Raw genomic sequence first — 24,323 nt, 5'->3', positions numbered from 1 at the left:
GTTTTTTTGAATTGGGGGATAAAAGTTGAAAAGGCTGCTGAATACGCTTTATGTGACGACACCTGATCGCTATCTTTCTCTGGATGGCGAAAATGTGGTGATTTTGGAGAAAAGTCAGGAAGTTGGAAGGATTCCTTTGCACAATCTGGAGGGAATTGTAACCTTTGGTTATACCGGTGCGAGTCCAGCGCTGATGGGGGCCTGTGCACAACGGAATATCGGACTGACATTTATGAGTGGAAATGGTCGATTTGTTGCCAGGGTAACAGGTGAGTTTTATGGAAATGTGACACTTCGCAAGGAACAATATCGCCGGAGCGAGAATTCCATTGAAAGGATTAAAATTGCAAGAAACTGTATTTCGGGAAAGGTATATAATTGCCGTTGGATTCTGGAGCGGGCTGCCAGAGATTATCCTTTGCGGTTGGATACAGAAAAATTGAAAAGAAAATCTGCTTTTTTGGCAGAGTCACTTCAAAAAATCAGAAAATGCGGTGATTCTGCAACTTTACGTGGAATTGAAGGAGAAGCGGCTTCCGTTTATTTTTCATGTTTTGACGATATGATTTTGCAACAGAAGGATGATTTTCAATTTAAAGGAAGAAACAGAAGGCCGCCGGTGGATGAGGTGAATGCGATGCTTTCTTTTGCGTATACATTGCTGACATCTATGTGTGCGGGTGCGCTGGAAGCAGTTGGCCTTGATCCTTATGTGGGTTTTTTTCATACCGACAAGCCTGGTCGAAAGTCTTTGGCGCTTGATATGGTCGAAGAATTCCGGGGCGTGATGGCAGATCGTTTTGTGCTCACTTTAATAAATAAAAAAGTGGTTAACAAACAGGGATTTTTTAGAAAAGAAAACGGAGTTGTCATCATGAAAGATGAAATGCGCAAAATATTTCTGGCAGCATGGCAAACTAAAAAGCAGGAAATGATTACGCATCCCTTTTTGGGAGAAAAAATGGAGTGGGGTATGGTTCCTTATGTACAGGCAATGCTGTTGGCAAGATATTTGCGGGAGGATTTGGATGAGTATCCACCGTTTTTCTGGAAATAGGATAATTGGCGGAGTAGATCTATTTGAATGATTAATAACTTATAGGGGGGATGGTTTTGCTTGTATTGATCACATATGATGTGAATACAGAAACGGCTATTGGGCGCAGTCGGCTGCGTAAAGTTGCAAAGCAATGTGTTAATTATGGACAGCGGGTTCAGAATTCTGTGTTTGAATGTAATATGGATGCGGCAAAATGTCGGCAGGTAAAAGCAATTTTAGAAGGTATTATCGATAAAGATAAGGACAGTCTTCGATTTTATTATTTGGGGGATAATTACAAAAATAAGGTGGAGCATATTGGTGCAAAGCCTGGGTTTGATGTGACGGAAACGCTTATATTTTAATGCAATATCTGGGTGCGAATGTCGTGTACTCACAAATTTGTCATGAGATTCGCACCTGAAAATTATGTGATTGTGTGCAAAAATCGGATATATAATTATTAAATTGGTCAGTATTGGTTGAGTATGAAACTTTTAGTGGTAATATGTCACAAAACTTGGCGGCTGTGGATATGATATATAGGTGATTTTTGCCGTCTTTCTCCGCATGGAGAAAGTGGATTGAAATGATTCATCCGGCGGCAGCCTGTTCTCCGGCCTATGTCTTTCTCCGCATGGAGAAAGTGGATTGAAATAAATCAGGCCGGTTTGTGTTGGCACCGGTCATGCGTCTTTCTCCGCATGGAGAAAGTGGATTGAAATAATCACCATCTTCCAATAATTCAATGTTTTCAGGGTCTTTCTCCGCATGGAGAAAGTGGATTGAAATAAGCTTGTCCATTGTGTCGAGCTTTTTGGCTAAAGTCTTTCTCCGCATGGAGAAAGTGGATTGAAATACGTACCCGCACCCCGGGGAAACTAGTTAAAATGTCTTTCTCCGCATGGAGAAAGTGGATTGAAATAAACATTTAGCCACGCAGCCAACAAAAAGATTATGTCTTTCTCCGCATGGAGAAAGTGGATTGAAATGTATATAGTCCGGCCATGTGGCCAGATCGTCGAGTCTTTCTCCGCATGGAGAAAGTGGATTGAAATGCTAAAGTAACGGCTATTTCATTTTCCCCGTTCTGTCTTTCTCCGCATGGAGAAAGTGGATTGAAATGATTACATGGGGATAGCATAAAAAAGAAAGGAGGTCTTTCTCCGCATGGAGAAAGTGGATTGAAATGACCATTTCCGGCGGCGGATATTGCAGAATCGGGAGTCTTTCTCCGCATGGAGAAAGTGGATTGAAATATTTAATCCAGCATCGGTTTAAAGGAGGGGTTAGTCTTTCTCCGCATGGAGAAAGTGGATTGAAATTGAAATGGCATAAGGAGATTCGCGATGCAAGAAGTCTTTCTCCGCATGGAGAAAGTGGATTGAAATGCTCCTATACTTTGGTGGTCTGCCACCATTCCCCGTCTTTCTCCGCATGGAGAAAGTGGATTGAAATAACAATGTCACCAGCATGATGGACAGGGTAGATGTCTTTCTCCGCATGGAGAAAGTGGATTGAAATAACAACACCAACATGGGTATGATGCAGGGATTCAGTCTTTCTCCGCATGGAGAAAGTGGATTGAAATGATTTCTTCTGGGTGGGTGAATGGCAGGACGAAAGTCTTTCTCCGCATGGAGAAAGTGGATTGAAATGTTGATGGCGTCTAAAAACATGGTAATGGTAAGCGTCTTTCTCCGCATGGAGAAAGTGGATTGAAATTTTTTAGCGGTAAAATAGACGTTGACCGCATATTGTCTTTCTCCGCATGGAGAAAGTGGATTGAAATATTAATTGTCATCGGTTGTACTCCGGTCATTTGGTCTTTCTCCGCATGGAGGAAGTGGATTGAGATGTTCCATTGTTAACTATTAATTGGGAAAAAATCTGGCATTAGTATATAAGTGTAGTCAAGAAAAGTTGGCCAACCCGTACTATCAAATGAAAGAGAAAAGGAGATATTCAACATGGTGAATAACCCCAAATCTTAGATCCCGGAATTCAAGCAGCGGATTGTGAATCTGTATAATGTTGGGAAAACTAATATTGACAATATCAAATTTTTGAAATTGGACCACAGAAAATCAACTTTAAATTTTATGAATTGAGTTTGCTTGACGACGATTTGGTCTATACCCTTAAAAAGTGATGGAGACGATGGATTTTTAGGGCTTGTTAGCTCGGTATTCAAACAAAGGAAGAAAAGGGTTTAATCTGATCATGAAATACGGAGTTCTTACCTATGCGAGTATGCGTAGCATCCGTTTTGTTGACCGCATTGTCGAATTATGTAAAAAAGATTTGGCATTCATATGGTTTAACCAGGGCGAAAAATCCAAAAGAGAAGCTTTTTATGATTTTATTGACAAAAAGCTGGCTCCTGAAATATTGGAAGGCTTGAATTATCGGCTACTGCGCCGCTTGAAAAAAGAAGGACGGATCGCTTTAGAAGTATTTTATATTGATGGAAGAAAAATAGAAGAAAATACAAACAGGAATGCCCGAATGGGTATGTATTTGTTTGGCGGGGAACACTGAATTATCGGCTTGCAGGGCTTCTCGATACGATTAATGTTCTTTTAAATGAAAATGGATATGGCGAAAAATATGCTTTGGGAAATATACAGGTGTGGCGTTGTCCACCTTCTGCCAGTTCTCTGAGCTGATTTCTCATAGGCGTATTCTTCTTTCTCTGAATGATAAAAGTAATCTAAAATAATTAAAACAGATTACATCCTCACTAATAAGAGAAATAGAACGCTTTTGGCGGAATTGTTTTTGAGAAAATATTAAACTTTTTGGGGGAGGTGTGTCTGTGAGGAAAGAATGGGGAATTGGTGTTTCTGATGAATATGAAAATGAGGAAGAGGCGGAATGATGCCATGAGATCAGCTGCAGCGGTAATGATATTCCTCTGGGTTAGGGAGCAGTTGACTATGCGAAAACGCTGATGGAGAAATATGGGATTGCGGATTGGATATGATAAGGAATGTCAATGAATCTGTTTGAACGCACCAGTTCCGCTTGGGTGAGGGACAGAGAATATGAATGGAAAAAGGCGGAGGACGGTACACTTTACTTAATACCGGCGCCGAACGCCAGGACAAGTATCTACGATCCTTTGAAAGAAATGCAGGAGATTATGCTTGACGCTTTGCAGATCGGGGCCTGTGTAAACAGTGCAAAAAGCAGTATAATGTCTATAAGAACCGTGCAAAGAAAAATCACCTGAACAGGGAGGAACAGGAAAATGATTGAGAGATTGATTGCAGAAGCAACGGGATCGGTGGTACTTTGTTCTTTGGAATTGATAATGATGGAAATGTTGTTGGATTGAAGGATGCACAGACTGATGCAGAAATCATTAGTCGGCTCATCAAGGAGCGCATTATGCCTTTCCCTGATTTTGTCCTGATACCAGAAAGAGAAAACGGGAAAGATCTGCTGATGCTTACGGTGTATGCCGGGCGTTCAACGCCTTACTATTATAAGGCAGATGGGGTCATGGAAGTCTACATCCGCATCGGCAATGAAAGTGTGATTGTTCCCAATTATGTGCTGAATCAGTTGCTCCTAAAAGGGATGAACCATACTTATGATGCGCTCAGCTCAGAATATGACTTCAACGACTATGCCTTTTCTAAGCTGCGGGAATGCTATAAGGTTTGGACAGGCAACAGTCTGGAAGAAAAGCTGTTTGATTCCTTTGAAATAAGGGACGCAAGCGGAAAACTTACCAATGCCGGTGCACTGCTTGCTGATGATTCTCCGATTCGTCATTCCCGCTTATTTTGTACCCGCTGGAATGGTATGGACAAAAGCGGCGGTATGGTGGACGCACTGGATAGTGCAGAGTATTCCGGCAGTTTGATTATCCTACTCAATGAGGGTGTGGGCTTTGTAAAGCGGAATATGAAAATACGCTGGAAGAAAACCGCAAACTCCCGGATTGAAATGCCCGGCTACTGTGAACGAAGTGTTTTTGAAGCACTTGTAAACGCCTTAATCCACCGCGACTATCTTATTTTAGGCAGCGAAGTCCATATTGATATTTATGATGACCGCCTTACTATCTATTCTCCCGGCGGCATGGCAGATGGTACAAGGATTCAGGAACGGGATATTGACAGCATTTCCTCTACCCGTCGTAATCCTGTGTTGGCAGATATTTTCGGACGGCTGGGGTATATGGAGCGTCAGGGCAGCGGGTTCAAGAAAATCACCGAAGCTTACTATGCGGCATATAATTACCGGGCGGAATTAGAGCCTAAGTTTTATTCAGATGTCACCTCGTTCCAAGTCACATTATATAATCTGAATTACGGACAGATGGCTCCAAAAACAGGCCTTTACGAGAAAAAGCAGGCCGTTGAGGCAATGATTTCAGGCCTAAATGTTAGCACTCCAACAAGGGAGAATATTTTTAAACTCTATGATAATTTCGGTTTTGATGTTATATTTGCGCGAGCTGATGTTATGAAAATCACAGGGCTTACAGCTACACCGGCATCAGAATTGATGCGTAAACTAAAAGGCAATAACTTAATCGAGAGTGCAAAGGGCAGAGGCAAATATAAGTTCATAGAGCCGCAGGCATAAAGTAAATGATAAACTTTATAATTATTGTGAAGAGTGCATAAGTCGCTGATGTATAGGATATGCATCTTTTTTGTTATTATTTTTCAAGCAGGGCCTGCCGTTCGTTCAGCACCTTGTTGAAGCGCCGGTGGAATAAAGTAAAGGTTGTTGAGGCGGCCAGAAAATCAGAGATCGGCTCGGCCAAAAACACAGCGAATACTTTATCTGCAAAGAAATTCGGCAGAATATAAATGAGCGGAATGAGTAAAATGATTTTTCTCAGCAGGGCCAGGAAAAGGGAAATTTTTGCCTGTCCGATGGCGACAAAGGTCTGCTGGCAGGCCAATTGAATTCCCATCATAAAACCGGTGGCCAGATAAATTCGAAGCGCCCAGGAGGCTGTATCCTTTAATACTTTATCATTGGCGAAAATGCCGACGAGCAGTCCGGGAGCGATCATATTTAAAAGCCAGTACAGTGTGGAAAAAGTGACACAGGAGATAAAGAGCAGGCGGAAGGCCTGTTTTACCCGGTCCTTATTGCCGGCCCCGAAGTTGTAGCTGACGATCGGCTGCGCACCCTGGGTCAGCCCGGACAGCGGCAGTGATAAAACCTGCATAATGCTTGTCAGAATAGTCATGGAGCCGACAGCAAGATCGCCGCCGTATTTCTGCAGAGAAGTGTTGAAACAAATGCTCAGCAGACTTTCGGTACTCTGCATGATAAAAGGCGCGAGACCGAGGGCGAGAACCGGAAACAGGATGCGTTTTGATATTTTCATATTGGCAAATTTAATCCTCAACGTAGTTTTCGGGCCTGTCAGAAATTTTAAAACCCAGACAGCGGAAATGCACTGGGAGATGATTGTTGCCAGCGCGGCGCCCTGAACACCCATATGTAATCCAAAGATAAGGATCGGATCCAGAATAATATTGATGACGGCCCCGATGACAACTGTAAACATGCTGATCTTGGCAAAACCCTGGGCGGATATAAAACTGTTCAGCCCCAGAGAAATCATGACAAAAAGGGTGCCGATGACATAAATATTCAGATATTCCATCGCGTAAGGAAGCGTATCGCCGCTTGCGCCAAAAAGCCGGAGAAATGTCCGTCCTCCGATAAGAAAAACAGCAGTCAGAGTGACTGCGAGGAGCAGGAGAGCTGCAAAGCAGTTGCCGAGAATTCGTTCAGCTTCATCCATATTTTTTTCGCCCATTCGAATCGACGCCTGAGGGGCGCCGCCCATGCCGATGAGACTGCTGAAAGCAGTGATCAATGTAATAATAGGAAAGCAGACGCCGACGCCCGTCAGGGCCAGAGTCCCTATTCCGGCAATGTGACCGATATAAATCCGATCTACAATATTGTACAGCATATTGATGATCTGTGCTGTGATGGCCGGCAGAGCGAGCTGAAAGAGAAGCCGGCTGATCTTTTCTGTTCCCAGTTTATTTGATGTATTTTGACCCACTGTATGACCTCCCGAAAATTAGTATATCCGTATCCAAATCATCATACCATATTCATTGAGGGAAAACAAGAATGTCCGTTTTGTGAAAAAATTGTGAAAAATGTCCGGCGTTTATCTGCGTTGCCAAAGCCTTTTGAATGTGTTATGATTACAATGATTAAATGCGACCAGCAAGGAGTGAGTGAAAATGAAATATGATGTCATTATTATCGGGGCCGGGCCATCCGGTATTTTTTGTGCATATGAGCTGATTCGCAGCAATCCGGACATGAAAATTCTGATGATTGAAAAGGGCCGGGCCATTGAAAATCGGAGTTGTCCGAAGCGGACAACGAAAAAGTGTGTCGGCTGCAAACCGTGTTCCATCACGACAGGTTTTGCCGGGGCCGGGGCATTTTCTGACGGAAAATTATCTCTTTCGCCGGATGTGGGCGGAAATCTGCCGGAGATTCTCGGCTATGATCGGACAATTGAATTATTAAATGAAGCGGATAAAATTTATCTGGAATTTGGAGCGGATGAAAGGGTTTACGGGCTGGAGGATTATGCCGCGATCGAGCGTATTCGAACCAAAGCAATTCGGGCCAATCTGAAATTGATCGAATGTCCGATCCGTCATCTCGGCACGGAAGAAGGGTATAAGATTTATACCCGGCTTCAGGATCATCTGCTTGCCGCCGGTGTTGAAATTCAGTTTATGACCATGGTTCAGGACATTATTATCGAAGATGGCGCTGCCAAAGGCGTGGTTACGGATAAGGGAGATACCTTCTATGCGGATGAAATTGTTGCCGGTGTCGGCCGGGAGGGTTCCGAATGGTTCTCCCATATATGTAAGGACCATGGAATTGATACGAAGGTTGGAACGGTGGATGTCGGTGTCCGGGTGGAAGTCCGGGATGAGATCATGAAGGAGCTGAACGAAAAGCTCTATGAAGCGAAGCTGGTATATTATACGCCGACTTTTGATGATAAAGTCCGGGTGTTCTGTACCAATCCATCCGGTGAGGTGGCGACCGAATATTATGATGAAGGATTGGCTGTCGTTAACGGACATGCCTATAAGTCCCGGGATTTAAAAACAAAGAATACGAACTTTGCGATTCTTGTATCTAAGAATTTTACATCGCCGTTTAAGTCGCCGATCGAGTATGGCAAGTACATTGCCCGCCTTGGAAATATGCTCTGTGACGGGAAGATTCTTGTCCAGAGATACGGTGATTTCAAGCGGGGACGCCGGACAACCGATGAGCGTATGATTCGAAATAACATTACGGCCACCTTAAAGGATGCGGTGCCGGGAGATTTATCTCTTGTATTTCCGCATCGGATCATGGTGGATATTGCCGAGATGATCGAGGCATTGGATAAGGTAACGCCGGGTATTGCCAGTGATGAAACGCTGCTTTACGGTGTGGAGGTTAAATTTTACTCCAACAAGGTTTTGGTCAATGATGATTTTGAGACAAATATCCGGGGCCTTCGGGCAATGGGCGACGGCGCCTCGGTTACCCGCGGCCTGCAGCAGGCTTCCGCCAACGGACTGGCCGTTGCGCGGAGTATTTTGAAAAAGAATCATGAGTGATTTTAAGAATCTCTATGAAAAATTGATCGAATACAGCGGGACGCCGGCCTATCCCTTTCATATGCCGGGACATAAACGGCGAATGATGTTTATGGAAAATCCGTATCGGTTTGATCTGACGGAAATTGACGGTTTCGATAATCTCCATGAAGCTGAAGGTATTTTAAAAGAAGAGCAGGAGCGGGCGGCTCGACTGTACGGTTCGGAGGAAACCCATTTTGTGGTGAACGGTAGTACGGGCGGGATTCTCTCGGCTATCGGGGGCGTACTTCAGCGGGGAGACCGGGTGCTCGTTGCCAGAAATTGTCATACAAGCGTGTACCACGGGTTGGAATTAAACGGCCTCCGCCCTGTTTATCTGTGGCCGGAGCCGGACGGGAAGACGGGGATTTACCGGGGTCTTACCCGCGAACAGGTGGAAGAGGCTTTGGGAAAGTACTCGGATATTCGGGCGGTGATCTTTACCTCGCCGACATATGAGGGACTCTTATCGGATGTGAGGGGCATTTGTGAATCGGCCCATCAGAGGGGGATTCCCTGTATTGTGGACGGGGCCCATGGGGCTCATTTTCCGTGGGCCGGGCTGCCGGATGCGGTGGCCTGCGGTGCGGATGTAGTCGTTCAAAGCCTGCATAAGACGCTGCCAGCCCTGACTCAGACAGCATTGATCCACCTCAATGGCAGCCTGGTGAATCGGGAGCGCATCCGCAAGATGTTGTCTGTCTATCAGACTTCCAGTCCGTCCTATGTGCTTATGGCTTCCATCAGTCAGTGCATGACATGGCTGGAACGGGAAGGAGCCGGGCAGTTTGAACGCTATGAGCGGCAGGCGCGGGAACTGAGAAAACGGCTGGCAAATATGAAACAATTGTATCTATATAAGCCGGAGGAGGATTTTGACTGGGGCAAGCTGGTAATCTGTACCCGAAATGTGCCGGGGCGTGCGGTTTACGACCAGCTCAGGGAGGATTTTGGCCTGCAGATGGAGATGACATCGGCCAAATATGTTCTGGCGATGACAACCGTAGGCGACAGCCCGGAGGGCTTTGAAAGACTGGCCGAAGCGCTGGAAGCCATTGATCTTGATCTGCAGAGGGCGGAAGCAGCGGCGGAGCGCCGGGAGGTGATGAACCCCCAGGCTGTGAGGGAAAGCGCCATAGCGCCGGAGGGGCATGCAGTGCCGGAGGTTCCGTCTATGCCGGTGCGGTGTATGGAAATTGACAGGGCGGTCATTCAGCCGATGGAAGAAGTACCGTTGGACAAAGCCGACGGCAGGGTGATGGGAGATTATCTCTATCTGTATCCACCGGGAATCCCGATGCTTGTCCCGGGAGAAGTGATACAGATGAAACATATTGAGCGGATAAAAGATTACTTAAGCCAGGGACTTGAGGTTCATGGCGGTTATTCTAAGGAGAGCGGAAATGTCAAAGTTATTTTGCATCATGGGTAAAAGTGCATCCGGCAAGGATACGATCTTTAAACGGCTGGTCAAAGATAGAGAGCTTGATTTAAAGACGGTCGTTTCCTATACCACCCGGCCGATGCGGGAGGGTGAGCGGGAAGGTGTGGAATACCATTTCGTTTCCCCACAGATGCTGAGAGATTTTCGGGAGGAAGGCCGGGTTATCGAGTGCCGGGACTATCATACGGTGCACGGCCTGTGGAGTTACTTTATGGTGGACGACGGGCAGATTGATTTTTCCGGGGCCCAGGATTCGGTGATCATCGGCACATTGGAATCTTATCAGAAAATCCGTGATTTTTTTGGAAAAGAGCATGTCGTACCGATTTATGTTTATGTGGAAGACGGACTTCGACTGTCGAGGGCCCTGGAGCGGGAAAAGCAGCAGGAGAATCCGGGATATGCGGAGATGTGCCGTCGCTTTCTGGCCGATACGGAGGATTTTTCCGAAGAGAAATTGCGGGCCTGCGAAATTTGTCGGTTTTATGAGAATATTGATATGGACAGCTGTCTGGAAGAAATTCGTAAGGATATTTTGAAATTCCGAAAGGGTTGAGTATCGTAAATCCCAAAAAAGTATGATATAATATGGACACTTAGTGATATTAAACGGGAGGTGACACATGATGTCAAGCTTTAAAAATGTGATTGGCCATGAGCAGATCATCCGGCATATGTCTGCGGCTTTGAAAAATAAAAAGATTTCCCATGCCTATATTTTTGAAGGGCCGAACGGCAGCGGAAAGAATCTGTTGGCGAAAGCCTTTGCAAAAGCATTGGAGTGTGAAGCCGGATACGGCGATTCCTGTGACATGTGTCGCTCCTGCCATCAGATGGATACGGGCAATCAGCCGGATGTGAAGTGGCTTATCCATGAGAAACCGGCGACGATCAGTGTGGATGATGTGCGGACGCAGATTAATGCGGACATGGCGATCAAGCCTTACAGCAGCCGCTATAAAATTTATATCGTGGATGAGGCGGAGAAGATGAATGAACAGGCTCAGAACGCACTGCTGAAAACCATTGAAGAACCGCCGGAATACGGTATCATTATGCTGTTGACGAATAATATGGAAGCTATGCTGCCGACCATCCTGTCCAGATGCATTGCCTTTCATTTGAAACCGGTGGATAATTATAAAATTATCGAATTTCTTGAGAAGGAATATGGTGTGCCGGATTATAAGGCCAGGGTTTGCGCCGCATTTTCTCAGGGAGTTGTAGGGAAAGCCATCGCGATGGCCTCCTCGGAGGATTTTAATGATCTTCAGTATCATGTGCTGAGTATTGTTAAGAATATTCATGAGATGGATATCTATGAGGTGGTTGAGGTCGTCAAACGGCTCAGCACCTATAAGACGGACATCAACGATGTGATCGATATGATGATGGTGTGGTATCGGGATGTTCTGATTTTGAAAGTGACGAAGGATGCCAACGCCATTGTATATAAAGATGAATACAGGGCCTTAATGGAGCAGGCGAAGCGTTCTTCTTATGAAGGTTTGAATGATATTATTCAGGCTTTGGAAAAAGCGAAGGCGCGATTGGCGGTAAATGTGAATTTTGAAGTGGCCATAGAGATGATGCTGCTTGCTATGAAGGAAAACTGAGGTGCCGGGCATCCGGGGCTTTTGTGATTTGTGACTGGAGAGGAATGAAGATTAAGATGATAAGAGTGATTGGCGTGAGATTTCGTCAGGCCGGGAAGATTTATTATTTCGACCCGCTTGATTTTGATATAGAGGTTGGTCAGCATGTTATTGTTGAGACAGCCAGAGGGATTGAATACGGGCTGGTGCTGACGGGCCCTAAAGAGGTAGAAGATGATAAGGTGATTCAGCCGCTGAAGCCGGTGATCCGGGTGGCAACCCCGGAGGATGACGAAATAGAGATGAAGAATAAGGCGAAAGAGAAATCGGCCTTTAATATATGTCTGGAGAAGATTGCGAAACATAAGCTGGAAATGAAGCTGATCGATGCGGAATATACCTTTGATAATAATAAAGTGCTTTTTTATTTCACTGCGGACGGCCGCATTGATTTCCGTGAACTGGTAAAGGATCTGGCTTCCGTCTTCAAAACACGAATTGAGCTGCGCCAGATCGGCGTCCGGGATGAAACGAAAATTCTCGGAGGTATCGGAATCTGCGGGCGAACATTGTGCTGTCATTCCCATTTGTCGGAATTTGCCCCTGTGTCCATTAAGATGGCTAAGGAGCAGAATCTTTCGTTGAATCCGACAAAAATTTCCGGAGTATGCGGGCGGCTGATGTGCTGCTTAAAGAATGAAGAGGAGACCTATGAATATCTGAACAGCAAGCTTCCGGCGATCGGTGACCGGGTGACAACGGTGGACGGTTTTCGAGGTGAAGTTTCCGGGGTCAGCGTGCTGCGCCAGTTGGTCAAAATCGTGGTAACGCTGGATAACGATGAAAAGGAAATCAGGGAATATCCGGTTTCCCAGTTGAAATTCCGGTCAAAACGGAAGAAAGAGCGGCTGAATATCAATGATGCCGAGTTAAAACAGCTGGAAGCTATGGAGAAGCGGGACGGCGGTTCCGTGTTGTGATCTGACGGAATAATCGGGGACATCCCATGGATATGGGATGTCCTTTTTCAGGGCAGGAGATTAAACATGGTTGAATTAAAACAGGATGAGCGTTTGGATGATCTGGAACGCAATGGTTACAAAATTATACAAAATCCGAATAAATTCTGCTTCGGAATGGATGCTGTTCTTTTATCCGGCTTTGCCCATGTGCGTAAAGGGGAAAAAGTCCTTGATATGGGGACCGGTACCGGTATTATTCCGATCCTTTTAGAGGCCAAGACGGAGGGAAAGCATTTTACCGGTTTGGAGATTCAGGAAGAGAGCGCGGATATGGCCCGGCGGAGCGTGGCGTATAACCATTTGGAAGAAAAGGTAAACATTGTGACGGGAGATATAAAAGAGGCATCGGTTCTGTTTCCGCTGGCGTCTTTTGATGTTATCACATCAAATCCGCCCTATATGACCAATGCCCATGGCATTAAGAATCCGGAGGCTCCCAAGGCCATAGCACGACATGAGATTTTATGTACGCTGGAAGACTTAGTGCGGGAGACAAGTCGTCTGCTCCGGCCCGGAGGACGTTTTTATATGGTTCACCGGCCGTTCCGCCTGGTGGAAATTTTTCAGACACTGACAGCCTATAAGCTGGAGCCGAAACGGATGAAACTGGTGTATCCCTTTGTGGATAAGGAGCCGAATATGGTGATGATTGAGGCAATTCGGGGCGCCAGATCCATGATCAAGGTGGAGGAACCTTTAATTGTCTATAAGGAACCCGGCGTTTATCATGATGTCATTTATGATATTTACGGTTATTAGGAGGAAAAAGTATGGCAGGAAAATTATACTTATGTGCCACGCCGATCGGCAATCTGGAGGATATCACTTTCCGGGTGTTGGAAACACTGCGGAATGTGGATGTGATCGCGGCGGAGGATACCCGGCATACGATAAAATTGCTGAATCATTTTGATATAAAGACCCCGATGACAAGCTATCATGAATTTAATAAAATTGATAAGGCCCGGATCCTTGTGGAAGATTTGAAATCGGGGAAAAATATTGCCCTGGTGACGGATGCGGGGACTCCGGGAATCTCCGATCCGGGGGAAGAACTGGTGAAATTCTGTCATGAAGCGGGGATTGAAGTGACTTCCCTGCCCGGCCCGGCGGCCTGTATCACGGCGTTGACGATGTCGGGCCTGTCCACCCGGCGGTTTTGCTTTGAGGGTTTTCTTCCGATGGATAAAAAAGAGCGGGAAACGGTGCTTGAACGGCTCAGAAAGGAAACCCGCACTACGGTATTTTATGAGGCGCCCCACCGGTTGGCAAAGACGCTGAAGGCGCTCAGGGAAGCGGCAGGAAACCGGCGTTTGACCATATGTAAAGAATTGACGAAGCGGCATGAGAAAACCTGGCTTACCAGCCTGGATGAGGCGATTGAATGGTATGATGCGAATGAGGCCAGAGGCGAGTATGTGCTTGTGCTTGAAGGGGCGGACGCGAAGATTCTGGAAGAGGAACGGCAGGCGGCCTGGGACACTATGCCGATCGAGGAGCATATGGAGATTTATCTTTCAAAAGGACAGACAAAAAAAGAAGCAATGAAATCCGTTGCTTCCGATAGAGGAATGACCAAGCGCGAGGTCTATCAATATTTGCTTCATCAGGAAAATTAATCCATGTATTTTTTGTGGGGGATGGCGACGAAAGGACCGGGGGAGCCCTTTTCGTCACCAACAAAATGGGTCCGGCTGCGGTTAGCCGGACTATGTTATAGGGCTTACTCTTGAATCGTAAGCCCTGCCATTTTGGCCATTTCAATAATCGACCGTTTTGATACTTTTTTATCGTGATAATCTATTAAATCATTCATATCTCCGGTGAAAATATCACAGGGTTCATATTTTTTCAAAATGATCCTTTCATCATCAACAAATATTTCCAGAGGGTCGCGCTCGCTGATATTCAGGTTGCGGCGGAGCTCAATCGGCAGAGTGATCCGGCCAAGTTCATCTAATTTTCTTACAATGCCCGTACTTTTCACTTTAAACAACTTCCTTTCACGAAGCCCATGGTTTCTTTTAAAATAAAAAAACTGCCAAAACACGATGTGTGTCTGACAGTCACCTTTGACTTTTTAACTTTATTTATCATCATCATAACAGTGGCGCGTTAATTTGTCAATGAAATTTTTTTGAATATTTCCCAGAAATTTTCCATATATATGAGAATAATTCCGGGTGAAGGTGAGAATGTTTGAATAAGATTTGGGGATGGATGCTGATCATCGGCATCACAGCAGGATTGGTTACCGGTCAATCGGCGGAAGTATCCACGGCGTTGGTGGAATCCGCAAAAAGCGGAGTGAATCACGCGATCGGCATGGCCGGGGTCGTTGCTATGTGGAGCGGCATTATGCGTCTGGCGGAGGCAGAAGGGTTACTGGATATTCTCACCGGGAAAATGGAGGGAATGATCCACTTCCTTTTTCCTTATATTCCAAAGGGACATCCGGCGGAAAAGTATATATCGCTGAATTTTGCGGCCAACGTACTCGGCCTCGGCTGGGCAGCCACTCCGGCCGGACTTTCGGCAATGGAGGCTCTGGAGCAGCTGGAAGAGGAGCGGCGGGCCAAACGGCATCCGCTGGCGGTGGAGGTTGGGACGGCCAGCCGGGAAATGTGCACGTTTTTAATTATTAATGTATCCTCTCTGCAGTTGATCCCCATGACGATTATTGCCTATCGAAGCCAGTTTGGCGCGGCGGTGCCGACGGGAATCGTATTGCCGGGAATTCTGGCAACGGCGGCGTCTACAGCGGCGGGAATTATTTTTGTAAAAATCATGGGGAGGCGCCCATGAATCTGATTTTATTTTTGTCAAACTGTATTATTCCTCTGATCATTTTGTATGTGGTTCTTCTCGGTCTTTCCATGCGGCTGGATATTTTCGATATTTTTCTTGAAGGAGTGAAGGACGGGCTGAAAACGGTGGGCGGTATTTTGCCGACGCTGATAGGCCTTTTGACGGCGGTGGGCGTCCTGCGGGCCGCCCGGGTATTTGATCATATCGGCCGGCTGCTGGAACCGGTGATCGAGAAACTGGCCATGGCGCCGGAGGTGCTGTCACTGATTTTTATTAAACTGTTTTCATCGACGGCAGCCACCGGCCTGATGCTGGATATTTTTACCGAGTATGGGGTGGATTCGCGGAATGGCTGGCTTTCGGCCCTTGTTTTAAGCTGCACGGAAAGCTGTATTTATACCATGTCGGTCTATTTTATGTCCCAGAAAATCACTAAAACCCGGTGGACTTTGGCGGGCGCATTGACGGCGGCAATGGTGGGTGTGGCTGCCAGCATTTTATTTACTGAGTTGATGTATTAAATTATATATTGACTTTGAAGAGGATAGCATTTATAATTGAAGTGTTTTTAAGAGGTCGCAAAGGTGCGTAAATGCTGCCTTTGCGGCTATTTTTGAACTATAGAAAAAAAGAAAAGGGATGGAGAGAATGAAAGGTTATTTGAAAAAGGCTTTTGCTGTTATGATGGCCGGTGTTATGGTATGCGGTATTCTGACTGGCTGCGGAAGCAAAAAAGAGGAAACAAAAGCAGAAACAACTGCTGAGACAGGCACTGAAAGTGCAGCGGACGGCGCGGCTTCTGAAGTTAAAACTGTTGAAGAGGGCGTTTTAAAGGTTGCCATGGAATGTGGTTATGCGCCATACAACTGGACACAGCCAACGGATGAAAACGGTGCGGTTCCGATTTCCGGAAGTTCTGATTATGCCTATGGATATGATGTTATGATGGCAAAACATGTGGCTGAAAAGCTTGGCCTTGAGCTTGAAATTGTAAAACTTGACTGGGATTCTCTTGTACCGGCCGTACAGTCCGGCACTGTAGACTGCGTTATCGCAGGCCAGTCCATCACATCGGACAGACTTCAGAGTGTTGACTTCACAACGCCTTATTACTATGCTTCGATCATTACCCTGGTAAAGGCAGACGGCCCGTATGCAGATGCGAAGAGTGTTGCTGATCTGGATGGAGCTACATGTACTTCCCAGTTGAATACAGTTTGGTATGATACATGTATCCCGCAGATTCCAAATGTAAATCAGCTGCCGGCTCAGGAATCCGCTCCGGCGATGCTGGTTGCGCTGAGCGCAGGAAAATGTGATGCGGTCGTTACAGATATGCCTACCGGTATGGCTGCGCTTGTTGCTTATCCGGATTTCAAACTGCTTGATTTTGCCGGAACAGACGGAGACTTTGAAGTTTCTGAAGAAGAGATCAACATTGGTATTTCTGTTAAGAAAGACAGTCCTTTGACGGCACAGCTCAATGAAGCCCTCAAGGATCTGACAACAGAGGATTTCGATTCCATGATGGAAGAAGCAATTTCTGTTCAGCCGCTTTCCGAATAAAGAAATAGCTGAAAAATACAGGCACGGGGACAGTATGCGCTCCGTGCCTTAAGTCTATGTTGAGTGATATACGAAGGGGGAAAAAATAATGCCTGAAACCTTTTGGGGAAAAATAGTAATGTTGATCCAGGAATATTCCACATCATTCCTTCGGGGCGCCGGTGTGACGATGATTATTGCCCTGGTTGGTACTTTTATCGGATGTATCATCGGTTTTGCCGTTGGTATTATCCAAACCATTCCTGTTTCTAAAAAAGATAATATTGTAAAACGTGTTGTGCTGAAGGTTGTCCGTTTTATTTTGACGGCCTATGTTGAGGTTTTCAGAGGGACACCGATGATGGCCCAGGCCATGTTTATTTATTTTGGCTCTGCGGCAGTGTTTGATATTAATATGTCCATGTGGTTTGCCGCTTTCTTCATTGTATCCATTAATACGGGCGCTTACATGGCAGAGACTGTCCGCGGCGGTATTTTGTCCATTGATGCCGGACAGACAGAAGGGGCGAAAGCTATCGGTATGAATCATGTGCAGACAATGCTCTATGTTATCATGCCTCAGGCGCTGAGAAATATTATGCCTCAGATCGGCAATAACCTGATCATCAATATCAAGGATACCTGCGTTCTTTCGATTATCGGAACGGTTGAATTGTTCTATACGACCAAAGGTGTGGCCGGAGCAAAATACCTCTATTTTGAATCCTTTGCCATTGCCATGGTGATGTATTTTGTTTTGACGTTTACCTGTTCCCGGATTCTTCGTTTCTGGGAAAGCAAACTGGATGGCCCGGATAACTATGATCTGGCGACGACGGATACACTGGCCCATACGAGCGGCATGTATACATATCCGGATAAATCGAAGGAGGAAGACTGATTATGGGAGAAAAGATTTTGGAGATCCGCCATTTAAGCAAAGCATTCGGAAAGAATGTAGTGCTTCGGGATATTGACTTTTCCGTAGAACAGGGGGATGTCACCTGTATTATCGGAGCTTCCGGCTCGGGCAAATCCACGCTGCTGCGCTGTATCAATTTTCTGGAGGAGCCGACAGCCGGAGATATTATTTATCATGGAAAAAATATGATGGAAGAGCGGATGAATGAAGCCGCATACCGCGCCAAGGTCGGCATGGTATTCCAGAGTTTTAATTTATTTAACAATATGACGGTTCTGCAGAACTGTATGGTGGGGCAGGAAAAGGTTTTAAAGAAGGATAAGGAAACTGCCCGGAAAAATGCGATGTATTTTTTAGATAAGGTCGGCATGGCGCCGTATATCAATGCGAAACCGCGTCAGCTTTCCGGCGGACAGAAGCAGCGTGTTGCCATTGCGAGGGCTTTGGCTATGGAACCGGAAGTGCTTCTGTTTGACGAACCGACTTCCGCGCTGGACCCTCAAATGGTTGGCGAGGTTCTGGCTGTTATGCGTAAGCTGGCAAAGGAAGGCTTAACGATGATGATCGTTACTCATGAAATGGCTTTTGCCCGGGATGTCTCTAATCATGTGGTTTATATGGCCGGGGGCGTGATCGTTGAAGAGGGAGATCCGAGTCAGATTTTCGGAAATCCGAAGAGTGAACAGACAAAGGAATTTTTGAGCCGTTTTGTGAATAACTAAAAGGGGGAAAATTCAGTATGAAAAAGATAGGTTTTGTCGGACTGGGAATTATGGGTAAGTCCATGACCCGAAATTTGATGAAGGCCGGATACGAGCTTCATATTTATGCCCGTACAAAGGCAAAGGTTGAGGATGTGATCGGCGAGGGCGCTGTTTTTTACGACTCTGTCGGCGCATGTGCCGCAGAGGTTGATGCGATGATCAGTATTGTCGGGTATCCGGCGGATGTGGAAGAGGTTTATTTTGGTGAAAATGGAATTCTCGACAGCGCAAAGCCGGGAACTTATGTCATCGATATGACGACTTCCAGTCCGAAATTGGCAAAAAAAATCTATGATGCAGCAAAAGAAAAGGGGCTTCATGCTCTGGATGCACCGGTTACCGGCGGCGATACGGGCGCAAAAAACGGCACTCTGTCGATTCTTGTCGGCGGTGATAAGGCGGATTATGAGGCATGTCATGCCATATTTGAAGCAATGGGAACAAATATTAATTATGAAGGCGGACCGGGCTGCGGCCAGCATACAAAAATGGCGAATCAGATCATGATTGCCGGAACTCTCTCCGGCGTATGCGAAGCTATGAGCTATGCAAAGGCCCAGGGATTGGATCTGCAGACCATGCTGGACTCGGTTGCCACAGGTGCAGCCGGCAGCAAACAGTTGGATGCTTTTGGTGAGAAAATCATGAAGGGCGACTATGCGCCGGGATTTTTCATGAAGCATTTTATCAAGGATATGAATCTGGCTGTGGAGGAAGCGGAAGCCAGGGGATTGGATTTAAAAATTCTGAAACAGGTATTGGCGAATTATCGGACGCTGGAAGCAGAATATGGCGATCTGGGAACGCAGACATTGATTAAGTTTTACGAATAAGGATGTGATATTCCGTGAATTTTTTAAAGAAACATCCCATATTCAGTTCCATACTTTTCTCGGAGCTTCTGGGCTTGGGAATAACGGCGCTGAGTCTTATAAAAAATAGTCATAACGAGGGCATTGGCATGGTTGTCTATGCCCTTTTTGTCATGGGTACCTGCGTTGGCGTTTTTCTTATTTACCCCTTTGTTCTGACGGCGATCAACGTGGTTACATTATTTTGGCGGCGGCCGGAGAAACAGTGGTTAAAAAAAGAAAAACAGTTTGAATATATCACGGTTGTTCTGGGCTTTTTATACAGCGGGCTGGTTTTGTTTTTGTTTGAGATTCAATTTCAGGCCGATTGGACGGAGGTGTTATATAATTCCCAGGTGCATACGCCGATATGGACAGAAGCTTATCCGACAGTGATCGCTATCGGCGTGATCGGCGTTTTGGGCTATCTTATTTTGTCTTTGGGAAGCCTGAAAAAAATGCCGCCGCTGGTGGCTGTCTGCGGTATTGGGGCTATGTACATTGGTGTCGGCGGCTGTGTTTTGTGGATCCTTCAGATTTTTTCAGGAAGATTTTTGCTGCTGTGGCTGTTCCCGGCAAATTGCATCGTGATGGCTGCGAAAACGATTCGCTACAAAATGGCCGAATGGAATGAAATCGGGAGGCAGGAAGACAGAAGTTATGCAAAAGGCGGTTTAAATGCCCTGAACAGGAAACTGCAAAAGGCGGAACGTTGGCCGTTGGCCGCATTTATTTTGATGTGGCCGATGCTCGGAGTGATGATCGCTGTTCTGGTTCTTTTTGGGCAGGCGCCGGATGCGGTGATCAAAGCGTGGACAGAAACGGCGGACTGGCATCTGTCCCAGAGGGTTGGACCGCAGAATATTTATTATGATGAACATTATCTTTGCACGGTGGCGGCCGGAGGCCACGAAAAAGTCGTCAAACCGCTGCGCATGGGAGAGAGGCACGGACATCCGGTGATCGTTAACCGTCAGCTGTGCATTGCCAATGCCTTCGAGCAGCTATTGGAAGAACGAACGCCGGGATTTCATCGGCATTTGCGGCATTTTTATGATACCTGGGGATTTCCGATCGCAAAACTGATTCATTCGCCTTATACAGCGGACGGAATTTATTTCCTGATGAAACCGCTGGAGTGGTTCTTCCTGATCGTTTTATATTTTTGCGATGTTCATCCGGAAAACCGGATTGCTGTTCAGTATTTGCCGAAAAAATAAAAAAAGATAAAAGGACAATATTCGACTGATAATTTAGATAAATTAAAGATTAAAACAAATTTATGGTAAAATTCACGAAAAAAATATGGAAAATTTGGAAGAATTGTGAATTGATTCAAAATATAAAAGGTGATAATATGATTTTGTCGAAAATAAAAAATTTTTAATTTAAAATTTGAAATAATAGATTGGCAGACCACCTAAATTCAATATGGACAACCGGAAATGAAAAGTATATTATGGAAATAGAATATATAATTTCGGAGGGAATCAGATGTCATTGAAGAGAAATTTGGATGAATTGGTCTATGAAACAATATGCCAGGGCTTCGTTGGCGGAACTTATACGGCTGGCAAACGTTTAGACCCGGCGGAACTGTCCGAAAGATATCAGGTCAGCAAGACGCCAGTAATTCAAGCGTTGAAGAGAATGGCCCATGAACGGATTGTTGAAATCACATCCGGGGGAAAGTACATAATTCCTGTGGCGACACATCAGGAGATAGAAAATGTTTGTCAGGCCAGACTGTTATTTGAAAAAGATGCGTTAGATGTATTGTGTAAGACAGAAAATCCGGAGATTATCAGCATTTTGACTTCGATAGAGGAGAAATGCCGCAGGTATTATGAATCCGGATGCAATGATCAGTATTTTATGCAGGATATGTATTTTCATCGGAAAATGGTAGAGCTGGCCGGGAACGGCTGCCTGTCGGATTTATATCATATATTGATCAATCGTTATATGGTTATTCGCAGTACGACGGGCACTGCCTTGGTGCATGACCCTGTGGCTTGTAAAGAGCATGGGCAGATGATTCGGGCGATAGCAGGCAGAGACAGCGAAACAGCAAAAAGCGTGCTTGAGAATCATATATATAAAATGGAAGAACGGCTGAATGAAAAGCTGAATTAAATTTAAAAAAAACAAAAAAAGTATACCCATTCGGGCATCCCGTATGTCAAATGCTTCGCATGGGCGCGCTTCGTCAGGCTTCGCGCGACAAGGTATTTTTTTTAAACAAAATAAAATTTTTTATTTTTAATTTTAAATTAAAGGGCTCAAAAGAAGCTTTTTATAAAACAAAAACTTATATATCAAGGAGGATAAAAAATGGGAAACACAAAAGGAATGGGCGTTATGCCGGCAGTCATGACATTCTGGAATGAGGATGAATCTTACAATGAGAAAGAGACACTGAGATATGTTCAGTGGGTATTGGATTCCGGAGCACACAGTATTTCCTGCGTAGGAAGCACAGGCGACAACATTTCCATGTCCATGGAAGAACAGAAAATGATCATGAAGAGCATCATCGACTTTGTAGACCACAGAGTGCCTGTATATCCTGGAACCGGAAGATATTCTACAGCTCAGACAATTGAATTGAGCAAATATGCTCAGGAATGCGGCGCTGAGGGTGTTCTTGTAATTATGCCTTACTACTTACAGCCACATAAGAGAGCGGTTGTAAATCATTTCAGAAAACTTCGTGAAGCTATCGACATCGATATTATCCTTTATAATAACCCGAGATTCTGCGGTTATGAAATGACTCCGCTGGAAATTAAAGCGATGGTAGATGAAGGCCTGATCAATGGTATTAAAGCAGCTCATGGCGATGCAAACCGTATTCATGAATTAAAATATTATTGCGGCGACAAACTTACAGTATTATATGGCCATGATTATGCGCCGATGGAAGGATTCTTTGCCGGTGCTGACGGCTGGCTCAGCGGTATGCCTGCAATTTTCCCGAAATTTGCAAGAACATTATTTGATATCTGCACCATTGAAAAAGATGTGGATAAGGCCAGAGCTTACTGGAATAAGATTCAGCCATTCGTAGATTACTTTATTACTTACAACACAAATGATCCGCATTGGCATGAAGTATTTAAATATGTATTAAAATGCCAGGGCTTTGACGCCGGTCTGCCAAGAATGCCTTTAGGAGACCTTGTTCCGGAAGAAAAGGCAAAAATCGATGCTTTACTGGCAGATATGAAGGATATTCTGTAATTAAAAAGAGTACAGGGAATAAAATGAGAAGGATATTTTTTTAATATGTGAGGAGGAATAATATGAAAAAGAGTTGGTTGGCGGGTTTAATGGCAACAGCTTTAACCGTATCAATGCTGGCAGGATGCAGCTCAGGCGCATCAACAACAAAAGAAACAAAGGATACAGCAGCTTCGACGGAAACAACAGCGGAATCCAAATCAGAAACAACGGCTGCAGCCGATGATTCAGACACAATTTTAATTGGTGTTTCCGCATCCATCACCGGTTCCGCACCGACAAACGGTCTGCGTACTCAGCAGGGAGCTCAGCTGGCTGTCGATGAGATTAATGCGGCCGGCGGTGTTTTGGGAAAACAGTTGGAACTTTATGTAGCCGATGACGGCGGTACTCAGGATACAGGTATTAATGCAACAAACCTGATCGCAAGTCAGAATGTTGTGGCACAGGTTGGACCGAACTTATCCGGTCTGGCATTGGCTGTTGAGGGAATTGTTTCTGAAGCAGGATATCCAATGCTTGTCGGCGCTACCAGTCCAAAGCTTGTAACCACAATTAACAACGAATGGTTGTTCCGGATCCGTGCTTCTGATTCCATTCAGGCACAGCTGGCGGCTGTTTATGCAACCGAAAATCTCGGATGCAAAAAGATCGGCTTATTTACAAACAGTAATGATTACGGAAGCGGAGCAAGAACTGTCGCTGAAGAATATCTGACAGAGAAAGGCATTGACTTTGTAACAGAGCAGCACAATACAGGCGATACGGACATGACAAGCCAGGTATTGAAATTAAAAGATGCGGGCGTGGATTGTGTGATCGTTTGGACGGATGATGCAGAAACCGCTCTGGCTGCCCGTCAGTTTTATGATCTGGGATTGGATGTACCGGTTATTGGTTCAACATCTATTTCTACACCTCAGGTAAATGAGCTTTGTCAGCCGGAATGGTTGGATAACTGGTACAGTGTAACTGATTTTACCACATCCAATCCTTCAGAAGAGGTTCAGAAGTTTGTAGAAAGCTTTAAAGCAGCCTACAATGAAGAACCGGAACTGTATGCGACAACCTATTATGGTTCTATTTATATCGTAGCGGACGCTATCGAGCGTGCCGGAAGTACAGATCCTGCGGCAATCCGTGATGCCCTGGCAGAAACTGACGGCCTGGTAGGCCCTCTGGCTACATATACGGCAGATGATATACGTGAAATGGTTCATGGTGGAACAATTTGTAAAATGGTAGACGGAAAAGCAGAGTTCCTGGAATATATACTTGTTGAAGAATAGTAATTCCTCTTCCTTTTTGAAAGGGGCTGTCGGTTAATAGACAGTTCTAAACAGGGAGGTATGTGCCTCGTCCGAGTCACATACCTCCCTGAAATTTTTCTATAAAAAGAGAAAAAGATGGCTAACGACAACCATCTCCT

At 45.4% G+C, this 24,323-nt stretch carries 24 protein-coding genes and 1 CRISPR repeat array; of the genes, 22 read left to right on the top strand and 2 right to left on the bottom strand.

The genetic code is table 11. The annotated features are described in order from the left end of the window. Positions 1 to 25 precede the first annotated feature (25 nt). The 5 genes from cas1c to ACMN7X_RS07120 all read left to right on the top strand — a co-directional run bounded on the left by cas1c (position 26) and on the right by ACMN7X_RS07120 (position 5,641). Positions 26 to 1,057, top strand: coding sequence for a type I-C CRISPR-associated endonuclease Cas1c (gene cas1c, locus ACMN7X_RS07140; protein ID WP_418746782.1), 1,032 nt, complete (start codon positions 26 to 28; stop codon positions 1,055 to 1,057). A 56-nt stretch (positions 1,058 to 1,113) separates the two neighbouring features. Next, positions 1,114 to 1,404, top strand: a complete 291-nt coding sequence (gene cas2, locus ACMN7X_RS07135) for a CRISPR-associated endonuclease Cas2 (RefSeq protein WP_418746781.1) — start codon at positions 1,114 to 1,116, stop codon at positions 1,402 to 1,404. Positions 1,405 to 1,597: 193 nt separating this feature from the next. Beyond that, a CRISPR array of direct repeats spans positions 1,598 to 2,897; the repeat unit is 33 nt; unit sequence GTCTTTCTCCGCATGGAGAAAGTGGATTGAAAT. 365 nt (positions 2,898 to 3,262) lie between these two features. Then, positions 3,263 to 3,580 carry a hypothetical protein gene (locus ACMN7X_RS07130; RefSeq protein ID WP_418746780.1) on the top strand — a complete coding sequence of 106 codons (318 nt, stop codon included), beginning with the start codon at positions 3,263 to 3,265 and terminating at the stop codon, positions 3,578 to 3,580. 457 nt (positions 3,581 to 4,037) lie between these two features. Further along, entirely contained in the window at positions 4,038 to 4,274 is a 237-nt protein-coding gene (locus ACMN7X_RS07125) for a hypothetical protein (RefSeq protein ID WP_418746779.1), read from the top strand. A gap of 62 nt (positions 4,275 to 4,336) precedes the next feature. Beyond that, complete coding sequence (locus tag ACMN7X_RS07120) at positions 4,337 to 5,641, top strand: ATP-binding protein (protein ID WP_418746778.1); 1,305 nt, start codon at positions 4,337 to 4,339, stop codon at positions 5,639 to 5,641. 76 nt (positions 5,642 to 5,717) lie between these two features. Here the strand turns inward: ACMN7X_RS07120 and ACMN7X_RS07115 are convergent, their stop codons facing one another. Then, positions 5,718 to 7,094 (bottom strand): MATE family efflux transporter, encoded by a 1,377-nt coding sequence (locus tag ACMN7X_RS07115; RefSeq protein ID WP_418746777.1) that lies wholly within the window; start codon positions 7,092 to 7,094, stop codon positions 5,718 to 5,720. Between the two features lie 187 nt (positions 7,095 to 7,281). Here ACMN7X_RS07115 and ACMN7X_RS07110 point away from each other — a divergent pair, with 187 nt between their 5' ends. From ACMN7X_RS07110 to rsmI, 7 genes are all read left to right on the top strand, one after another. Further along, positions 7,282 to 8,679, top strand: a complete 1,398-nt coding sequence (locus ACMN7X_RS07110) for an NAD(P)/FAD-dependent oxidoreductase (RefSeq protein ID WP_418746776.1) — start codon at positions 7,282 to 7,284, stop codon at positions 8,677 to 8,679. Further along, positions 8,672 to 10,132 (top strand): aminotransferase class I/II-fold pyridoxal phosphate-dependent enzyme, encoded by a 1,461-nt coding sequence (locus ACMN7X_RS07105; protein WP_418746775.1) that lies wholly within the window; start codon positions 8,672 to 8,674, stop codon positions 10,130 to 10,132. Before ACMN7X_RS07110 ends, ACMN7X_RS07105 begins: the two co-directional genes overlap by 8 nt. After that, complete coding sequence (locus tag ACMN7X_RS07100) at positions 10,104 to 10,700, top strand: guanylate kinase (protein WP_418746774.1); 597 nt, start codon at positions 10,104 to 10,106, stop codon at positions 10,698 to 10,700. Before ACMN7X_RS07105 ends, ACMN7X_RS07100 begins: the two co-directional genes overlap by 29 nt. Positions 10,701 to 10,770: 70 nt before the next feature. Continuing rightward, positions 10,771 to 11,760, top strand: a complete 990-nt coding sequence (gene holB / locus ACMN7X_RS07095; RefSeq protein ID WP_418746773.1) for a DNA polymerase III subunit delta' — start codon at positions 10,771 to 10,773, stop codon at positions 11,758 to 11,760. A 56-nt stretch (positions 11,761 to 11,816) separates the two neighbouring features. Next, complete coding sequence (locus ACMN7X_RS07090; RefSeq protein ID WP_418746895.1) at positions 11,817 to 12,719, top strand: PSP1 domain-containing protein; 903 nt, start codon at positions 11,817 to 11,819, stop codon at positions 12,717 to 12,719. 66 nt (positions 12,720 to 12,785) lie between these two features. After that, positions 12,786 to 13,520, top strand: coding sequence for a tRNA1(Val) (adenine(37)-N6)-methyltransferase (locus ACMN7X_RS07085; RefSeq protein WP_418746772.1), 735 nt, complete (start codon positions 12,786 to 12,788; stop codon positions 13,518 to 13,520). Positions 13,521 to 13,531: 11 nt separating this feature from the next. Further along, on the top strand, positions 13,532 to 14,380 hold the full coding sequence (gene rsmI / locus ACMN7X_RS07080) for a 16S rRNA (cytidine(1402)-2'-O)-methyltransferase (RefSeq protein WP_418746771.1): 849 nt from the start codon (positions 13,532 to 13,534) through the stop codon (positions 14,378 to 14,380). Between the two features lie 104 nt (positions 14,381 to 14,484). Here rsmI and ACMN7X_RS07075 read toward each other — a convergent pair whose 3' ends face one another. Further along, complete coding sequence (locus tag ACMN7X_RS07075; RefSeq protein ID WP_418746770.1) at positions 14,485 to 14,748, bottom strand: AbrB/MazE/SpoVT family DNA-binding domain-containing protein; 264 nt, start codon at positions 14,746 to 14,748, stop codon at positions 14,485 to 14,487. Between the two features lie 212 nt (positions 14,749 to 14,960). Here ACMN7X_RS07075 and ACMN7X_RS07070 point away from each other — a divergent pair, with 212 nt between their 5' ends. The 10 genes from ACMN7X_RS07070 to ACMN7X_RS07025 all read left to right on the top strand — a co-directional run bounded on the left by ACMN7X_RS07070 (position 14,961) and on the right by ACMN7X_RS07025 (position 24,183). Continuing rightward, on the top strand, positions 14,961 to 15,566 hold the full coding sequence (locus tag ACMN7X_RS07070) for a nucleoside recognition protein (protein WP_418746769.1): 606 nt from the start codon (positions 14,961 to 14,963) through the stop codon (positions 15,564 to 15,566). Continuing rightward, positions 15,563 to 16,090 carry a nucleoside recognition domain-containing protein gene (locus ACMN7X_RS07065; protein ID WP_418746768.1) on the top strand — a complete coding sequence of 176 codons (528 nt, stop codon included), beginning with the start codon at positions 15,563 to 15,565 and terminating at the stop codon, positions 16,088 to 16,090. The genes ACMN7X_RS07070 and ACMN7X_RS07065 overlap by 4 nt, the downstream gene beginning before the upstream one ends. 127 nt (positions 16,091 to 16,217) lie before the next feature. Beyond that, on the top strand, positions 16,218 to 17,135 hold the full coding sequence (locus ACMN7X_RS07060; RefSeq protein ID WP_418746767.1) for a transporter substrate-binding domain-containing protein: 918 nt from the start codon (positions 16,218 to 16,220) through the stop codon (positions 17,133 to 17,135). Between the two features lie 88 nt (positions 17,136 to 17,223). Continuing rightward, complete coding sequence (locus ACMN7X_RS07055) at positions 17,224 to 18,015, top strand: amino acid ABC transporter permease (protein ID WP_418746766.1); 792 nt, start codon at positions 17,224 to 17,226, stop codon at positions 18,013 to 18,015. Then, a complete protein-coding gene (locus tag ACMN7X_RS07050; protein ID WP_418746894.1) occupies positions 18,015 to 18,758 on the top strand; it encodes an amino acid ABC transporter ATP-binding protein in 744 nt (247 codons plus the stop codon). The genes ACMN7X_RS07055 and ACMN7X_RS07050 overlap by 1 nt, the downstream gene beginning before the upstream one ends. A gap of 17 nt (positions 18,759 to 18,775) precedes the next feature. Next, the gene (locus ACMN7X_RS07045) at positions 18,776 to 19,633 is read left to right on the top strand and encodes an NAD(P)-dependent oxidoreductase (protein ID WP_418746765.1); all 858 of its coding nucleotides are present in this window, start codon (positions 18,776 to 18,778) and stop codon (positions 19,631 to 19,633) included. 14 nt (positions 19,634 to 19,647) lie between these two features. Continuing rightward, positions 19,648 to 20,871, top strand: coding sequence for a DUF6688 domain-containing protein (locus tag ACMN7X_RS07040; protein WP_418746764.1), 1,224 nt, complete (start codon positions 19,648 to 19,650; stop codon positions 20,869 to 20,871). Positions 20,872 to 21,145: 274 nt separating this feature from the next. Further along, positions 21,146 to 21,787, top strand: coding sequence for a GntR family transcriptional regulator (locus ACMN7X_RS07035; protein ID WP_418746763.1), 642 nt, complete (start codon positions 21,146 to 21,148; stop codon positions 21,785 to 21,787). Positions 21,788 to 21,985: 198 nt separating this feature from the next. Continuing rightward, on the top strand, positions 21,986 to 22,894 hold the full coding sequence (locus tag ACMN7X_RS07030) for a dihydrodipicolinate synthase family protein (protein WP_418746762.1): 909 nt from the start codon (positions 21,986 to 21,988) through the stop codon (positions 22,892 to 22,894). 62 nt (positions 22,895 to 22,956) lie between these two features. Further along, complete coding sequence (locus ACMN7X_RS07025) at positions 22,957 to 24,183, top strand: ABC transporter substrate-binding protein (protein WP_418746761.1); 1,227 nt, start codon at positions 22,957 to 22,959, stop codon at positions 24,181 to 24,183. The last annotated feature ends 140 nt before the right edge of the window (positions 24,184 to 24,323 follow it).

This window comes from Frisingicoccus sp., from assembly GCF_048388605.1.
GTDB lineage: Bacteria > Bacillota > Clostridia > Lachnospirales > Lachnospiraceae > Frisingicoccus.
Note: the sequence above shows the minus strand (reverse complement) of the source record. Positions and strands in the feature narration are given on the sequence as shown.

Excerpts from the sequence above, each read along its gene's own strand:
- ACMN7X_RS07130 (WP_418746780.1), top strand. The coding sequence starts at position 3,263 with ATGAAATACGGAGTTCTTACCTATGCGAGTATGCGTAGCATCCGTTTT.
- ACMN7X_RS07125 (WP_418746779.1), top strand. The coding sequence starts at position 4,038 with ATGAATCTGTTTGAACGCACCAGTTCCGCTTGGGTGAGGGACAGAGAA.
- ACMN7X_RS07110 (WP_418746776.1), top strand. The coding sequence starts at position 7,282 with ATGAAATATGATGTCATTATTATCGGGGCCGGGCCATCCGGTATTTTT.
- ACMN7X_RS07105 (WP_418746775.1), top strand. The coding sequence starts at position 8,672 with ATGAGTGATTTTAAGAATCTCTATGAAAAATTGATCGAATACAGCGGG.
- ACMN7X_RS07100 (WP_418746774.1), top strand. The coding sequence starts at position 10,104 with ATGTCAAAGTTATTTTGCATCATGGGTAAAAGTGCATCCGGCAAGGAT.
- holB (WP_418746773.1), top strand. The coding sequence starts at position 10,771 with ATGTCAAGCTTTAAAAATGTGATTGGCCATGAGCAGATCATCCGGCAT.
- ACMN7X_RS07090 (WP_418746895.1), top strand. The coding sequence starts at position 11,817 with ATGATAAGAGTGATTGGCGTGAGATTTCGTCAGGCCGGGAAGATTTAT.
- ACMN7X_RS07085 (WP_418746772.1), top strand. The coding sequence starts at position 12,786 with ATGGTTGAATTAAAACAGGATGAGCGTTTGGATGATCTGGAACGCAAT.
- rsmI (WP_418746771.1), top strand. The coding sequence starts at position 13,532 with ATGGCAGGAAAATTATACTTATGTGCCACGCCGATCGGCAATCTGGAG.
- ACMN7X_RS07065 (WP_418746768.1), top strand. The coding sequence starts at position 15,563 with ATGAATCTGATTTTATTTTTGTCAAACTGTATTATTCCTCTGATCATT.
- ACMN7X_RS07060 (WP_418746767.1), top strand. The coding sequence starts at position 16,218 with ATGAAAGGTTATTTGAAAAAGGCTTTTGCTGTTATGATGGCCGGTGTT.
- ACMN7X_RS07055 (WP_418746766.1), top strand. The coding sequence starts at position 17,224 with ATGCCTGAAACCTTTTGGGGAAAAATAGTAATGTTGATCCAGGAATAT.
- ACMN7X_RS07045 (WP_418746765.1), top strand. The coding sequence starts at position 18,776 with ATGAAAAAGATAGGTTTTGTCGGACTGGGAATTATGGGTAAGTCCATG.
- ACMN7X_RS07035 (WP_418746763.1), top strand. The coding sequence starts at position 21,146 with ATGTCATTGAAGAGAAATTTGGATGAATTGGTCTATGAAACAATATGC.
- ACMN7X_RS07030 (WP_418746762.1), top strand. The coding sequence starts at position 21,986 with ATGGGAAACACAAAAGGAATGGGCGTTATGCCGGCAGTCATGACATTC.
- ACMN7X_RS07025 (WP_418746761.1), top strand. The coding sequence starts at position 22,957 with ATGAAAAAGAGTTGGTTGGCGGGTTTAATGGCAACAGCTTTAACCGTA.